This window comes from Nocardia sp. NPDC051833, assembly GCF_040681225.1.
GTDB lineage: Bacteria > Actinomycetota > Actinomycetes > Mycobacteriales > Mycobacteriaceae > Nocardia.
The window spans coordinates 223,625-238,334 of sequence record NZ_JBFAYK010000003.1; the positions used below are offsets into that span (position 1 = coordinate 223,625).

A 14,710-nucleotide genomic window follows, 5' to 3' on the forward strand; every position below is an offset into this window, starting at 1 on the left:
GAGCCGACTGCGCTCAGCCCGCGGTGCCGGGCACGGAAATCCGTCCGCTGTAGATCGCCCGCAGGGACGTGGCGGCGAACGCGGCGCAATAGTCGATCAGGTCGGCGATCGGCACGTCCAGCCGTCCGCTGTGCTTCTCGACGATGACGCGCTCCAGCGTCCCGACCACCGAGAGCGCGAAGATATCCATCACCTCCGCGGGCGGGTGCTCCTCGGGCCTGGCGCTGGTGCCGGTGGCCGCGACCAGCCGGGCGAATCGCCAGAGTGCCTCGCGCATAAGGTCTTCGGCGCCCGCGCCCGCCGGTTCGACGAAGACGATCCGGAGCTTGCGCGGGTCGCGATCCAGGGCGGTGAGGTAGGTGCCGATGCCCGCGCGCAGCTTGCCGGTGCCCCGGGCAGGCGTCGCTTCGACGGCCGCCGCCACCGACCGGTACAGCTCGTCGATGACGCCGTGGAAGACCGCGGCGAACAATTCCCTGGTGCCGGTGAAGGATTCGTAGAAGTAGCGGTCGGTGAGCCCGGCCTCGCGGCACAGGTCTTTGACGCCCGTCGCGGCGTAGCCGTCGGTGCCGAACAGCGCGAGCCCGGCATCGAGCAGCTTCGCCCGCCGGGCGGCGGCCCGTTCCTCGGCACCCAGGCCGCCGTAGGTGCGGCCGGGCCGGGTGCTCACCGCGTCACCGTGATCGTCATGTCGGCATTGTCTCCCATCCGCGCGGACTCTGTGTCAGCATGTGACGATCGCGATCGTCAGATTGAGAACGGGGTCGATCAATGGCAGCTCGACAGCAGGACCACCTGGTCAGCCGACGGACCGTGCTGCGCGGTGCGGCCGCGGTGGCCGCGAGCGCGGGGCTGGCCGCCGGGCCCGCGCAGGGGAGTCCACGGAGGCGAAACAGTCCGGCGGGCACGACCGTCGCGATCTTCGGCGCGGGTATCGGCGGTTTGACCGCCGCCCACGAACTGGCCGAACGCGGCTTCGCGGTGACGGTCTTCGATCGCAAGGAACTCGGCGGGAAGTCGCGCACGATCCCGATGGCGGGCACCGGGGCCGGGGGCCGGGCGGCACTGCCGGGCGAACACGGCGCGCGCGGGTTCACCTCGTTCTACCACCACGTGCACGACACCATGCGCCGCATCCCGGTGCCCGGCACGCGGAAGACCGTGTACGACAACCTGATCCCGTTCTCGGTCACCGACCCGCGCTACCCCCGCGCGGGCAACCTGCCCGACGGCTTCCCGCTGATGTTCGGCTTCTACTTCGATCCGGCCGAAGCGCTCACCCCGATGGGGCTGCAACGGATCCTGACCGAGGTGTTCATGAAGAACAACCTCGTCCCGCTGCCCGAGGCCATCCACATGGCCGGGCGGGTGGTCACCTATCTGACCTCGAGCGAGGAACGGCGCTTCGGGCAGTGGGAGCATGTCAGCTGGTGGGATTTCATCGGCGCGGGCAGCCGATCCCCGCAATTCCAGGCGCTCGCCGCGACCGGCCTGACCCGGGCGCTGGTGGCGGCCAAGGAATACGTGGCCAGCACCCGCACGATGGGCAACATGATGGAGGGCTTCTTCCTCGCGCTGCTGCGGGAGCTCACCGGCGGGCCGAAGGTCTACGAGGTGCTCAACGGCCCGACCAACGAAGCCTGGCTCGACCCGTGGATCACGCTGCTCGACAACATGGGCGTGCGATTCCGGCCGGGGGAGGCGCTCGAGGAATTCGTGGTCGCGGACGGACGAATCGCCGGTGCCCGGATCCGGGGTGCGCGCGGCGGCTCCGCGCAGGTCGAGGCCGACTGGTACGTGTGCGCCGTGCCGACCGACCGGGCCCGCGCGCTCTGGACACCGGAACTGCGGGAGCTGGATCCGGTGCTGGGCCGGATGGACGCGCTGAACCTCGACTGGATGAACGGCCTGCAGATGTTCGTCAGCGAGCAGCTCGATCTCGGCCGGGGCTACAATATCTACCTCGACGCGCCGTGGCGGCTGACCTCCTACACCCAGCGCGCGTTCTGGGACGTCGACTACCCCGCCGTCTACGGTGACGGCTCCGTCGCCGACGGTCTCACCATCGACATCGCCGACTGGGACACCCCGGGCATCCTGTTCGGCAAGCCCGCGAAATACTGCACCCACCAGGAGATCTACCAGGAGACCTGGGCCCAGCTGACCGCCGCTCTCAACGACGACGGCCGGATCCAGCTGCCCGACGGGATCGTCCGCGAATGGATGATCGACCCCGGCATCGTCTGGAACGGCAGCGAGAACACCAACGACGAACCGCTGCTGGTGAACACGATCGGCTCCTGGGACAACCGGCCGACCGCGCGGACCCGCGTCCCCAACCTGTTCCTGGCCGCCGACTACGTGCAGACCAACTTCGACCTGGCCACCATGGAGGGCGCCAACGAAGCGGGTCGCACGGCAGCGAACGCCCTGCTCGCCGCCGCGGGTTCGGCGGCGACACCGGCGCAGCTGTTCACCCGGGAGTCGATTCCGGCGTTCGAGCCGTTGCGGGCGGCCGACGCCGCCCGTTTCCGCGCGGGTCAGCCGAACCTGTTCGACCTCGGATGACCCGCGCGGCCGCGGGTCGTGTCGCTAGGCGGTCGCCTCTTCGTACGCGGCGATGATGTCGGCCGCGATCCGGCCGCGGGCCGAGACCGGGTGACCGTTGTTGCTGGCCCAGGTCCTGATCGCGGTCAGATCGTTGCGTCGTGCCGGAGCGGCGGCCGAGGTGGTCGATTCGGACCGGCGACCGCTCGCCTTGATCCGTCCGGTGCGACGGGCCGCCGGGATCCACTGTTCGAAGACATCGCGGAGTTTGGCCGCGTTCGTTTCGGACAGGTCGATCTCGTAGCTCGCACCGTCGATGCCGAACGATACGGTCTCGTCGGCGGCGGAGGCGCCGTCGAAATCGTCGACGAGGGTGACAACGACTTTGCGCGCCATGAGGATCCTGTTCGATGAGGGGCTGTTTCCTCAGTGATCGTAATGCGAGCCCGGTGATCGCTTCCGCCGCCCCACTCCCGGGGATATTTCGGGGTTACCCGTCGGTCGGTGGTAGCCCGGTGCGGTGGTCTACCGGCCGCCGTCCTCGGGGCGAACCGCCAGCGCGACGGTGACGGCGAGCAGTCCGAGCACGGCCGCGGTCGGCGCCAGCGCGACCGCGCCGGCCAGGGCCAGCGCCCCGCCGCCGAGACCGGCACCGAGCGCGACCGCGAGGTAGACCGCTGACCCGTTGAGGCCCATCGCGATCGGCGCGATCGCGGGGACGAGCGCGAAGAACCGGTGCTGCTGCGGCACGATCGAGATGCCGACGCTGATACCGAGGCCGATCATGGCGAGGACCGCGCCGAGGGTGGTCGTGCGGGCCGCCGCGAGCAGGACCGCAGCGACGGCGACTCCGGCCGCGCCGAGGGTGAGCGTGCACGGCGCGCCCCGCCGATGGATGAGTCGCGCGACGATCGTGGTGCCGATGACCTGCCCGCACCCGAAAGCCAGCATCGCCGCGACGACCAGCGTGCCGGAGACATCCAGGACCGTGGGCAGGTAGGCGATGAGGAGGAACGCGGGCACGATCACGGTCACGGTGCCGAGCAGGATGGCCCGCACCCGCGCGTCGGTCAGGATGCGTAGCCGGTCACCCAGCGACAGCCTCGGCGCGTGCGCGGGCGGGAGGAACGCCACCGCGCACCCCGCGATCACCGCGGGCACCACCAGGATCCACACGGCGGTACGCCACCCCCAGGCGTGCCCGGCCAGGATGCCGAACGGGAGTCCCGCGACCAGCGCGAGGGACCCACCACCCGCGACCACGGCCAGTGCGCGGGCCCGGTGCGCGTCGTCGCTCAGCAGACCCGCGGTGCTGAACGCGTTCGCCTGATACGCCGCCGCTCCGAGCGCCGCGACGACCCGCCCGGCCGCCACCGTCGCGAAGTTCGGCCCCGCCGCCTGCACCACCAGCCCGGCGACGAACACGACCATCCCGCCGACCAGCAACACCCGGCGATCCCAGCTGCCGGTCAACGCGGCGATCACCGGCGACCCGACCGCGTAGACGATCGCGAACAGCGCGGTCAGCTGCCCCGCCGTGCTGATCGAGACGCGCAGATCGACGGCGACCTCCGGAACCAGCCCCGCCAGCACATAACCGTCCACCCCCAGGGTGAAGGTGCCGACGGCGAGCACGAGCAGATGCGCGAGGGTCAGATTCCGCGGCCCCGCCACCGACGGCGCGTTTAGCTCGGCCCTCGTACTCATCGCGGTCCCCACGGCATGGTCCTCAGTCTCGGCGATCGCCGCCGCCGCCGCGCCCCGATCCCACAGCTCCTATCGCTGACAAGCTTTCACCGATCCTCACTCCCCGCACCGAGCGGCGCTCCTGGTCCGGACCCGGTCGCCACCCAGTCGGTTGGGGCATGATCGGCGGATGGAGTTCCAGCTCGCGATATCGGCCCGGCCCGACAGTCACCAGTTCGCTGTCTCGATCGAGCCGGAAGGGATGTACTACGAGTTCCCGAAGGAAGGCAAGGTCGTGCTGGCGTTCCGCGGGCCCGACGCGATGCTGGCCGAACTGACCCACTACCCCGATGCGGTGGTCGTCTGGCGCCCGCCGGATACCGAGGTCTGGGCCACCACCACGGACGGAACCCACGAACTGATCGGCGGGTTCAGCGGCAACCCCGCACCCGGTTTCGATACGGGGGGAAAGCCGTTGGACCAACCCCTGCGCGGCCTGATCGAACGCGTCTTCCACCACCGGGAGCCATGACAGGAATTCCGTCGCACCGAGGGTTGACTCGGCACGGTGGCGGGCGCACCATCGGTGGGGTCGATGCTCCGGGGTGGGAAGAGGTTTGCCGTGAACGCAAGCGGGCAAGGGTTTTTCGATCAGCTCGACTGGTTCGATGAGGGTCATTGCGCGCGGTTGGACGGGGAGCTCGCGTGGGCGCGCGAGCACTGTCCGGTCGTGCACACCGGGTTCGGCGGTGGGATGCATGTGGTGACGCGGTACGAGGATCTCGTCACCGTGGCCGCGCATCCGAAGATCTTCAGCTCGGCCATGCCCGGCCTGACGACGGTGCCGGTGGCGTTGCCGCCGATCGACGTGGATCCGCCACTGCACCACGACTTCCGGGCATTCCTGAACGGGCCGTTCGCCAAGCCCGCGCTGCAACGGTACGAGCCGGTGGTGCGGCAGCTCGCCGACGACCTGATCGATCGGTTCGCCGAGCGTGGGGAGGTCGAGTTCGTGAGTGAGTTCGCGATCCCGTTCACCGCGGGCGCGCTGGCCAAGATCGTGCTCGACGACGACAACGAGGAGCGCCTGGCCCGCGCGGTCGACGCCGTCACCCAGGTGTCGGTGCAGAACACCCCCGAAAGTTTCGCGGCGGTGGCGGGATTGGCCGCCGAGCTGATGGCGGAGCGGGCAGCGGCGCCGCGCGAGGACCTGCTCCAGTCCATCGTCGACGCCACCGTAGAAGGCGGGCGTCCGCTCACGATGGAGGAACGGCTCGGGGTCGTCACCGTACTGCTGCTGGGCGGTCTCGACACCACCCGCGGCGCCCTGGCCTACATCGCCGAATACCTCACCGCGGTCCCCGGCCTGGAGGAGCGCTTGCGTGAACCCGACTGGGCGACCCGCGATCTCGACGAGATCTTGCGCTACACCTCGACCGTCAGCGTCATGGGACGGGTCGTCGCCGAGGACAACAACCTGCTGGGCGTCCCCCTGGTCAAAGGCGACCGGATCGCCGTGCACTGGCGCTCCGCCAACCGCGACACCGTCCGCTTCGACAACCCCGAACACCTCGACTTCGACCGTAACCACAACCCCCACTTGGCCTTCGGCATCGGCATCCACCGCTGCGTCGGCCGCCACTTCGCCCGCATGCAACTCGACATCGGCATCACCCGCCTCCTGGACCGCCTCACCGGCTTCCGCCTGGCCCCCGGCACCGAGATCGAGCGCTCGGTCGGCATCAGCGTCGGCGCACCCCGCGAACTCCACCTGACCTTCGACAGCGTGACGCGCTGACACCCGCGTTCAGCATCGAGACCGGAGGGCGCGCGGTCGCTAGCCCGGCGTTGTCAGGCCGAGGAGCAGCGCCGTGAACTCGGCGGCGTACCGGTCGGCGCGTTCCTCCGACAGCGAGGTCGAGAAGTCGACGCAGAGCCTGCCCGCCCGGGTGTGGATCATGTGCACCGAGGTGCGCAGTAGTGGATGGTCGGTGTGCCCGGCTGCGGTCATCATGGCGACGAGCGGTGCCCAGTCGAACCGTAACGCGTAGCGCAGATCGGTGATCGTCGTCTCCGGTGGCGTGGGAGTCGGTGCCAGCACGCCCAGGTTCGTCGTGATCGTGCGCGGCACCAGGGGCCGCGGCCGGTCGACGGTATCGGCCATGTGCAGGAACGATTGGTGCACAACACCCGCCGCCAAGTCCGCGGCCAACTGTCCCGTCACGACGGCGCCCACGTCGGCGGGATCCGAACCGGGGTGTACCGCGACGACGGCGTTCGCCATCCCGAGGATGTTCGTGCCCGCCCAGACCGGCACCGGCGGGTCCAGCCTCGGCCGAATGTCCACGGGCGAAACGACATTGATGTCGATCGGCCGATCATCCTCGATCGGCAGGAACCGCCGGGTCGCGACGCCGGCCACACCGGCGACGAGGCTGTGCACCGTCTGACCTCGACGCCTGGCGGTGGCGAGCAGGGCCGTGGTATCGGCCGCGCGCAGCCGCACCTGGCGCCAGCGCACGGGAGGCGCCGCCCGGCCACTCGGCAGATTGGTGGGAGTGGCGTGGCCCAACCGGTTCGGCGGGCCCGCGGTCCTGACGACGCCGCGTTCGCCGAGTAGTGCCTCGGGGGACAGGGGCACCGGATGCGGTCGGATCGCCGGTGTCCGCCCGGCCGCGAGTTCGGTGTAGTACGACCACAACTCGTCGTGCCAGAACTGGACGAGCCTGCCGTCGGCGATCGCGTGGTGGCACGCGAGGGCGACCCGTGTCGGGTCCGTGCCGACGGAGAGCCGCGCGACCGGACCGCCTGCCCCGAGCGTCGGGGACTCGTCATCGATCCGCCCGATCGGCGCTGCCGCCGGCCCGGCCGGGACCACGATCTCGAGACCGCGCAGTCCGGCGACGGATTCGTCGTCCCCGGCGGTGGGCACGAGCCGGGCGGTGAGCACGGGATGCGACAGGCACACCAGGTCCCACGCCGCCCGCAACATGTCGAGATCGAGCGGCCCGACCACCTGATCGGTGACCCAGATCGTCGCCGAGGTGACGGCGAAATACGACTCGAACGACGACAGCGGGCGGGCGAAGGCACGGGTCGGGGATATTTCCGGCATCACGACCCGAGACCACGCAACCAGCGACGGACGTCGCCGGCCGACGTCAGATGCACCACGGTCAGTTCGGGAAACCGGGCGATGAGTTCTTCGGTGCGGACCCGACGGTCCTCGTAGCGGGCCCAGGCCCATCGTATGGGGTGGTCGTGATCCGGCCAGTTCCGGAACGATTCTCGATTGCCGTTCCACAATTCCCGGCCGGTGACGGCCCGGGTGAACGAGCGCCACACGACCCGCGTCATCACCGTCCGCTTCGGCAGGTCCAGCCACACCACGGTGTCGGCCCGCGTCCACAGCAGATCGCCCAGCCACCGCCGATACTGGTCTTCGGTCACCCAGCACGGCCCCGCCGTGAACTGCTCGACCTCGGCTTCGAATTCCGGCCGTTTCACCCAGCCCGGCCCGTGATGCAGCGCATCCAATTCCCGCCTGGGCAGGGCGAGCCGGTCGGCCAGCGCGCTCGCCAATGTCGTTTTCCCCGCCCCCGAGATTCCGGAGATCAGAATCCTCTGCACCGACCCACCTTATCGGCGCCGCGGCCTCGTCAGCGGGGAGCCAACCGGTGCACGACGATGCCCGAGTCGAACCGGGTGGTGCCGAGCAGCTTCAGGTGTGTGGTGTCGGCTTTGCCGTCGAACAGCCGGGTGCCCGCACCGGCGATGACGGGAAACACCCAGAAGTGGTACTCGTCGACGAGCGCGTTGTCGAGCAGGAGCTGGGAGAGTGCGCCGGTGCCGAACTTCAGGAGCGCCCCGTCGGTCCGGGCCTTCACCTCGCGCACGGATTCGACGGTGTCGCCGGCGAGCAACTCGGCGTTCCAGGTCAGCTCCGATGGCCGCAGGGTGGTCGAGGCGACGTACTTGGGCAGGGCGTTGATGCGGTCGGTGTAGGGGTCGCCCGCCGGGCGCGTCGGCCACACCTGGGCGAATCCCGCGTAGGTCTCGCGGCCGAGCAGCAGCCCGTCGGCGGCGGACAGCAACTCCGAGGCGTAGGCGGCGTGCTCGTCGTCCCAGTACGGTGCGCTCCACTCGTGCGGTGCGTCGACGCTGCCGTCGAGAGTGACGAAGGTGGATTCGATCAGCTTGCCCATTGTCTTCTCCTGCATAGTGGTTCGTGCGATGTGAACACTGTGCCCGTGCGGGTTTACGGTTTCCTTACGCACGCGACGACGGCTCGTCGTTCACTCGTCGGGGGTCGTCAGGCCGGTCCGGAAGGCGATCACGACGAGCTGGGCGCGGTCGCGGGCACCCAGCTTGGTCATCGCGCGGCCGACATGGGTGCGGGCGGTGGCGGGACTGAGGAACAGCGCCGCGCCGATCTCGTCGTTGCTCATTCCCCGGCCGACCAGGGCGAGGACCTCGCGTTCCCGGTCGGTGAGCACCGCCAGCCGGTCCGCGGCCGACGCGGCCAGCCGGCGTTGTGCGGCGAACTGCCCGATCAGGCGGCGGGTGACCCGCGGTGCCAGCAGGGCGTCCCCGGCCGCGATCACCCGGATGGCATGCAGCAGTTCGGCCGGGCCCGCGTCTTTGAGCAGGAACCCGCTGGCCCCGGCCTGCAGGGCGTCGAAGACGTTCTCGTCGGTGTCGTAGGTCGTGAGGATCAGGACCTTGACGTGCTCGAGCCCTGGGGTGCCCGCGATGCGCGCGGTGGCCCGGATCCCGTCGAGCGTGGGCATGCGAATGTCCATGAGCACCACGTGCGGGCGGGCGGTCCTGGCGAGATCGCACGCTTCGACGCCGGTGGTGGCCTCGCCGACCACGCTGATGTCGTCCTCCAGGTCCAGCAGCACCTTGAACCCCGATCGGACGAGATGCTCGTCGTCCGCGAGGACGACCTTGATCGCGGGCGCCGGGCTCACCGGAGCGCTCCGACCCGAGCCAGCGGGAGCTGGGCGAGGACCTCGAATCCGCCGTGCGGCAACGGATTCGCGGTGAGATCTCCGCCGAGCAGGCGGCAACGTTCCCGCATGCCGGTGATGCCGCGGCCGTCGCCACCGCTGTCGGCGAGTTCCGGTGCGCGCGCCGCCCCGGCCGGTCCGGTGTCGGCCACCCGGACCCGGAGCCGGTCGGCGCTCGACTCCAGGACCACGGTCACCGAGGTGCGGCCGACGTGGCGGATCACATTGGTGATCGACTCCTGCACGATTCGGTAGGCCGCGCTCTCCACCGCGCTCGGCAGCGGCGTCGGTGCGTCGGACCGTTCGACGGTGAGTTCGAGTCCGGCCTCGCGGGCCATGTCGAGGATGTCGTCGAGCTGCCCGAGCCCGGGGCTCGGTGCGCGGCGGTCGTCACCGCGCAGCACGCCGAGGATCGCCCGCATCTCCCGCAGTGCTCGCGCGCTGGTCTGCTCGATGATCCGCAGCGTCTCGCGCGCCTGCTCCGGTCGCTTGTCGAGAATGTGCGCGGTGACACCGGACTGCACATTGATGATCGCGATGGCGTGGGCGACGGTGTCGTGGACTTCTCGCGCGATCCGGAGCCGTTCGGCGTCGACTCGCGCTCTGGCCTCCTCCTCGCGATGTCGCTCGGCCAGTTCGGCGCGCTGCTGGGCGTCGGCGGCGATGATCCGGCGGGAGCGCACCGACATCCCCAGCGTCATGCTGATCACCGTCGCGCCGATCCGGAAGAACACCCAGCCGATGGCCACGCTCGGCTCGGTGTCGGCGGCCGCCGCCAGCCAGCCCAGCGACAGCACCGCGATGCCCGCGCCGGCGATCACCACCGAGCGGCGGCGGTCGCTGTGCGCGGTGAGGGTATAGGTGGCGACGAACAGCGCGAGGCAGGACAGGCGGTCGGGAAAACCGAGACCGAAGTACACCAGGCTGAGCACGCCGGTGATGCCGAAAACCAGCACCGGATAACGGCGCCGGACGACGAGCACGCCGCCGCCGAGGATCAGCAGCGCGTAGGCGGCATGCCCGAAATCGGTGACGGGCCTGGCCACCGGCTCCGCCCCGAGCGCCGTCCCCGCGCTCTCCACCTGCATCCCGATGACGAACAACGCCAGCAGCAGATCCGTCAGCCACGGTGGCCTGCGGGCCGCCCACGCCCTCGCTCGCGGTACATCCCACCGTCGCATGTCGTGATCGTAGGGGACCGGACGCCGCGTCCGCATGGGTGCGAGGGTGCGCTCGGCTACGCGGCTCGGCGTAGCCGAGCGGGCCGGGACTACGTCGATCGGTGTAGCGGCTCGATGCCGGCGCCGGACGCGAAAAGACCAACCCGGGAGTGGAATCGGAGGCATGAAACGTATCGTCTCCGTCGGGGCGGCAGTGCTCGCTCTCGCCTCCATGACCGCCGCCGGTCGCGCGTCGGCCCAGCCACCGGAACCCGGCAGTGTCGTCACCGCACGCGAACTGACCGGCGGCGAACTGATTCCCGGCGCGGCGCGCGGCTACCGCCTGCTCTACCGGACGACCGGACAGCACGGCGAACCCCAGGTCAGCGGCGCCACCGTCCTGGTGCCCGCGGGCGACCCGCCCGCGGGCGGATGGCCCGTGGTGTCCTGGGCACACGGGACCAGCGGCATGACCTACGGGTGCGCCCCCAATCTCGATGGCGGGCAGGCCGACACGTTCGACGAGACACCGCAGATGTCCACCTACCTGGACCAGGGCTACGCCGTCGCGGCGACGGACTACATCGGGCTGGGCGGACCGGGGACCTACGAGTACCTCGCGTGGCGCGCGGCGGGCCACGCCGTCCTCGACGCCGTGCGCGCCGGCCACACCGTGGACCCGCGGCTGTCGCGGTCGTTCGTGGCGGCCGGACATTCCATCGGCGGCCAAGCCGCGCTCGCCGCGTCGCGGCTGTGGCCGGACTACGCCGCCGACCTGGACCTGCGTGGCACCGTCGCCTACGCGCCGACCAGCAATATCGGCGAGGCGATCGCGGCGCTCGCCCGTCCCGGCACACCGGCCCTGCCCGGCCTGGACGGACTCCATGCCCGGCTGGTCATGATCCTGGCCGGGCTCGATCACGCCCGCCCGGATATCGGGGTGGCCGACTATCTGACTCCGCACGGCAGGCATCTGCTCGATGTCGCCCGGGCCGGCGAGGACTGCCTGGGCGTGCTGGAGGCCGCGGTCGCGGGCCGACCGGTCGGCGCGTTGTTCGCCGCGCCCCTGGCCGATTCGCCGCTCATGACGGCGTTGGCGGACTATCTCGCCCCGCCCACCGACGGGTTCCGGCGGCCGGTGCTGCTCCTGCAAGGTGACGCGGACCGGGTTCAGCCGATGCCGACCACGGTGCTGCTACAGGAGCAGCTCCGGTTCGGCGGGGCCGACAGCAGGCTCGTGCGCCATCCCTCGGCCGACCATTTCGCCATCCTGGTGGCCACTGCGGGCGACACGCGATCGTTCGTCGCCGGGGTGCTTCCGGCGAGCTGACCGGGATCGAAGACCGTTACGCCGCAGCCGATTCCGACGGCTCGGTGGTCGGCTGCCGTCGGCAGCGGCGGCGGGCACGCAGGACGTGTTCGGGGTCGCCCGCCGCCCGGTCGTAGACGAAGAACACCACCCTCGTGATCAGCCGGGCCGGTGCGTCCAGCCATCGGCGCGGCGTGATGCCGAGCTCGGTCGCCGCCCAACCGGGCAGCATCCCCACGATCACCCGCAGCAGGATATTGGCGCAGTACCAGATCGGGAAACGGGACAGGGCCGCCACCGTCGCGCCGACCGGCCTGCCGAAGCGGGTGAACAGCTCGCCCACCCGGCGGGCGCCGTCCCTGGCGACGGTGCCGTGCCACGACCCGACCTCGTGCAGGATCCACGCCGCTTCCGCCCGCGCGGCGGCGCGGTCGGCGGCGGACTCGGCGAGTTCGCCGCGCACGGTGTGCCAGTACGCTTCGACGGCCGCGCGATCGCGGGGAACGCCTGTGCCGCCGAGCTTCTCGCCGATCGGGGCGATGTCGGCCCAGTACCGGTCGACGTCGTCGGGTGCCAGTGCGCGTCCGCTGAGCCGCTGATAGCCGTCGAGGAACCCACCCCAGATGGTGACGTGCACCCAGGTGATCAGGTCCGGGTCGGCGGCGTTGTAGTCGCGGCCGTTGATCGTCCCCGAGACCGGCACGTGCATCCGGTTGACGACCTCGATCACCTGGTCGGACACCGGACCGGCCGCATACGTGGTCGCGCGGACGAAGCCCGCGGTCCGGGCCAGGCGGCCGAGCGGATCGCGCTCCAGTTCGGTGTGCTCGAGCGTGCCGCGCAGGACCACCGGATGCAGGGTGCCGATCAGCAGCCCGACCACTCCGCCCAGCAGCGCGGCGGGCTGGTGACCGAGCACCCGCCACGCCGGACTGTCCGGGCCGGTGTATCCCTGATCGCCCGCCGGTTCGTCGTAGGACTCCCACGGGAGATAGCCGGCGTCGAGGATGAGGACGGGCAATCCGTGGATCAGGGGGCGCGGGCTGTACCGTCCCCAGACCGGCTCGATCGAACTCATCGTTCCCCCTCCCCGCGCAAACCCCGGGAGCGCTGAAGGGGTCTGCGGGACAAGCTGTTCGGCAGTAGGGACACCCTAGCGGCGGAAGCGATGCGCGACAACGCGACCGACTCACCGCCAGGGCGCCGCCCGCAGGTGGGCGATCTCGTGCCGGGTGCGCGCGGTCGCGGTGTCGGCGGCGCGGCCGACCGCGATCATCGACAGCACGGCCCAGCCCGGATTGGGGGCGAGGTCGGCGGTGACCGCGTCCCGGTCGAAGGCGCGGAATTGGTGGCAGGCCAAGCCGAGCGCTTGGGCTTGCACGGTGAGGTGGGCGACGGCTTGGCCCAGGTCGTAGTCGGCGAATTCCGAGTACGGCAGACCGGAGTCGTCGACGAAGCGCCGGGCCAGCGTGACGATCAGCAGCCCCGCGTCGGGCGCCCAGCGCGCCGAACTCGGTGCCAGAAACCGGAGGAGCCGCTTGTGCTCGACCTCGCCCGGCCGGGCCGGATAGAAGCTCCACGGCTGCGAGTTACCCGCTGAGGGCGCCCACCGCGCCGCCTCGAGCAGCACGTCGAGGGTCTCGTCGTCGACGGTTCCTGCCGGGTCGAACGCGTGCGGGCTGTAGCGGCCGGCCAGGAGCGGATGCAGGCGGATCGGTTCGGAAGACACGCTCACTGCCAACCCGGGTCCGCCCGTTCCTATGCCCGTCGTCACCGCGCGGCGATGCGGCCGATGATCTCGACCGCCCTGGCGAGCTGCGCGATCTCCTCGCCGGACAGCTCGGACAGCCGTTCGGTCATCCAGGATTCGGAGGCCCGGGATTCCTCGGCCAGCAGCGCCTGCCCGGTGGGGGACACCGACAGCAGCGTCTGCCTGCGATCGGTCGGGTGCGGTCGCCGATCGATCAGGTTGAGCTCGGTGAGCGACGCGATGGTCCGCGTCATCGAGGGATGGCGCACCTGTTCCCGGTCGGCCAGCGCACCGGCCGCCATCGCCCCTTCCCGGCCCAGGGTGGTCAGGGCCGAGAGCTGGGACAGCGAAATCTGTGGATCGGCGCGGTGGCCGCGCAGGCGGCGGGCGAGCCGCACGGTGGCCAGGGACAGGGCGCCGGCCAGATCAGGGGTTGTCGACAACGTGGACACGGATCCGAAACTACGAACCGGTCCCGGTGGTCAGCTGGCAGTGAGCTGAGAATTTCCCATGAACTCCCGAGCGCGGGTCGGGTCGGTGCGTCGAGATCGGTTGTGGCCCAGACCGGTCGATGGTGGCACCGGATCAGGGGAGGAGGGTGTCGAGCATCCGCATGAGCAGATCCCGTACCTGTGGCCAGGGCGGATGGACGTCACCGAGGCCGGGAATCGAGGCGAGGGTCGAGGAGCCGCGCACGGTGGACACGGCCACCGAGATGGCATCGGGAAAACCCGCCGCCCGCGCGTAGGTGGGCAGCGCCGCGGCCGCGATCGCGTGGATGGCCGCGAGTCCGGCCCGCGTCGATGGCACCACCTGTTCCGCGATCTCGGGATCGGTCCTGGCCGCGTTGAGCAATTCGAGCACCGCCGGGCCGATCGGCAGGTTGTGCAGGTCCCACAGCCGGTCGAGCAGTTCCTCGGCGCGGTCGCGTTCGGTCTCGGCGCGCAGCGGCGTGGCCACGGCCTCGGCGGCCAGCTCGTCGACCATCCGCTGCAGCGCGGCGTCGACCAGGGCGTTCTTGGTCGGGAAGTAGTGCTGCTGGGCGCCCTGGCTCACGCCCGCCCGCTCGGCCACCCGGCGGGTGGTCAGCGCCGCGTACCCGCCGTCGGTCAGCACCTGGATCGTGGCGTCGAGCAGGGCGTCGACCGTCGCGGCCCGCCGCTGCGACTGGGTACGGGTCGGGTTCGGCACAGGCCGATCCTACCGATGCCCAGATTTGCCAGTCGAATGACTTGTAATGCAACTG

The 14,710-nt window shown here is 70.7% G+C and carries 16 protein-coding genes; 4 read left to right on the plus strand and 12 right to left on the minus strand.

Annotation, left to right across the window (positions count from 1 at the left end; all coding sequences use genetic code 11):
• Nucleotides 1-13: 13 nt before the first annotated feature.
• Nucleotides 14-670: a TetR/AcrR family transcriptional regulator gene (locus AB0L91_RS25660; RefSeq protein ID WP_365014147.1), complete on the minus strand. Its 657-nt coding sequence runs from the start codon at nucleotides 668-670 to the stop codon at nucleotides 14-16.
• A gap of 101 nt (nucleotides 671-771) precedes the next feature.
• Between AB0L91_RS25660 and AB0L91_RS25665 the strand changes: the two genes are divergently transcribed.
• Nucleotides 772-2,568 (plus strand): FAD-dependent oxidoreductase, encoded by a 1,797-nt coding sequence (locus AB0L91_RS25665; RefSeq protein ID WP_365014150.1) that lies wholly within the window; start codon nucleotides 772-774, stop codon nucleotides 2,566-2,568.
• A gap of 24 nt (nucleotides 2,569-2,592) precedes the next feature.
• On the opposite strand, the gene AB0L91_RS25670 is transcribed toward AB0L91_RS25665, so the two are convergent.
• Both AB0L91_RS25670 and AB0L91_RS25675 read right to left on the minus strand, forming a co-directional pair.
• Entirely contained in the window at nucleotides 2,593-2,943 is a 351-nt protein-coding gene (locus AB0L91_RS25670) for an Lsr2 family protein (protein ID WP_355282535.1), read from the minus strand.
• A gap of 129 nt (nucleotides 2,944-3,072) precedes the next feature.
• Nucleotides 3,073-4,221: an MFS transporter gene (locus AB0L91_RS25675; RefSeq protein WP_365014153.1), complete on the minus strand. Its 1,149-nt coding sequence runs from the start codon at nucleotides 4,219-4,221 to the stop codon at nucleotides 3,073-3,075.
• Between the two features lie 202 nt (nucleotides 4,222-4,423).
• Here AB0L91_RS25675 and AB0L91_RS25680 point away from each other — a divergent pair, with 202 nt between their 5' ends.
• Together AB0L91_RS25680 and AB0L91_RS25685 are read left to right on the plus strand one after the other, a co-directional pair.
• Entirely contained in the window at nucleotides 4,424-4,765 is a 342-nt protein-coding gene (locus AB0L91_RS25680; protein ID WP_365014156.1) for a hypothetical protein, read from the plus strand.
• Nucleotides 4,766-4,963: 198 nt separating this feature from the next.
• Nucleotides 4,964-6,031, plus strand: coding sequence for a cytochrome P450 (locus tag AB0L91_RS25685; RefSeq protein WP_355282544.1), 1,068 nt, complete (start codon nucleotides 4,964-4,966; stop codon nucleotides 6,029-6,031).
• Between the two features lie 39 nt (nucleotides 6,032-6,070).
• Here AB0L91_RS25685 and AB0L91_RS25690 read toward each other — a convergent pair whose 3' ends face one another.
• The 5 genes from AB0L91_RS25690 to AB0L91_RS25710 all read right to left on the minus strand — a co-directional run bounded on the left by AB0L91_RS25690 (nucleotide 6,071) and on the right by AB0L91_RS25710 (nucleotide 10,426).
• The gene (locus AB0L91_RS25690) at nucleotides 6,071-7,348 is read right to left on the minus strand and encodes a hypothetical protein (RefSeq protein WP_365014160.1); all 1,278 of its coding nucleotides are present in this window, start codon (nucleotides 7,346-7,348) and stop codon (nucleotides 6,071-6,073) included.
• Complete coding sequence (locus AB0L91_RS25695) at nucleotides 7,348-7,863, minus strand: AAA family ATPase (protein ID WP_365014162.1); 516 nt, start codon at nucleotides 7,861-7,863, stop codon at nucleotides 7,348-7,350. Before AB0L91_RS25695 ends, AB0L91_RS25690 begins: the two co-directional genes overlap by 1 nt.
• Nucleotides 7,864-7,892: 29 nt before the next feature.
• Nucleotides 7,893-8,453 carry a dihydrofolate reductase family protein gene (locus AB0L91_RS25700; RefSeq protein WP_365014164.1) on the minus strand — a complete coding sequence of 187 codons (561 nt, stop codon included), beginning with the start codon at nucleotides 8,451-8,453 and terminating at the stop codon, nucleotides 7,893-7,895.
• A 75-nt stretch (nucleotides 8,454-8,528) separates the two neighbouring features.
• Entirely contained in the window at nucleotides 8,529-9,206 is a 678-nt protein-coding gene (locus tag AB0L91_RS25705) for a response regulator transcription factor (protein WP_365014167.1), read from the minus strand.
• The gene (locus AB0L91_RS25710; protein WP_365014169.1) at nucleotides 9,203-10,426 is read right to left on the minus strand and encodes a sensor histidine kinase; all 1,224 of its coding nucleotides are present in this window, start codon (nucleotides 10,424-10,426) and stop codon (nucleotides 9,203-9,205) included. Before AB0L91_RS25710 ends, AB0L91_RS25705 begins: the two co-directional genes overlap by 4 nt.
• A gap of 163 nt (nucleotides 10,427-10,589) precedes the next feature.
• On the opposite strand from AB0L91_RS25710, the gene AB0L91_RS25715 reads away from it, so the two are divergent.
• Nucleotides 10,590-11,735, plus strand: a complete 1,146-nt coding sequence (locus tag AB0L91_RS25715; protein ID WP_365014173.1) for a lipase family protein — start codon at nucleotides 10,590-10,592, stop codon at nucleotides 11,733-11,735.
• Between the two features lie 16 nt (nucleotides 11,736-11,751).
• On the opposite strand, the gene AB0L91_RS25720 is transcribed toward AB0L91_RS25715, so the two are convergent.
• The 4 genes from AB0L91_RS25720 to AB0L91_RS25735 all read right to left on the minus strand — a co-directional run bounded on the left by AB0L91_RS25720 (nucleotide 11,752) and on the right by AB0L91_RS25735 (nucleotide 14,655).
• Nucleotides 11,752-12,792 carry an oxygenase MpaB family protein gene (locus tag AB0L91_RS25720; protein ID WP_365014176.1) on the minus strand — a complete coding sequence of 347 codons (1,041 nt, stop codon included), beginning with the start codon at nucleotides 12,790-12,792 and terminating at the stop codon, nucleotides 11,752-11,754.
• A gap of 111 nt (nucleotides 12,793-12,903) precedes the next feature.
• Nucleotides 12,904-13,443, minus strand: a complete 540-nt coding sequence (locus tag AB0L91_RS25725; RefSeq protein ID WP_365014179.1) for a nitroreductase family protein — start codon at nucleotides 13,441-13,443, stop codon at nucleotides 12,904-12,906.
• A 41-nt stretch (nucleotides 13,444-13,484) separates the two neighbouring features.
• A complete protein-coding gene (locus tag AB0L91_RS25730) occupies nucleotides 13,485-13,916 on the minus strand; it encodes a MarR family transcriptional regulator (RefSeq protein WP_355282570.1) in 432 nt (143 codons plus the stop codon).
• A 133-nt stretch (nucleotides 13,917-14,049) separates the two neighbouring features.
• The gene (locus AB0L91_RS25735; RefSeq protein WP_365014184.1) at nucleotides 14,050-14,655 is read right to left on the minus strand and encodes a helix-turn-helix domain-containing protein; all 606 of its coding nucleotides are present in this window, start codon (nucleotides 14,653-14,655) and stop codon (nucleotides 14,050-14,052) included.
• Nucleotides 14,656-14,710 lie beyond the last annotated feature (55 nt).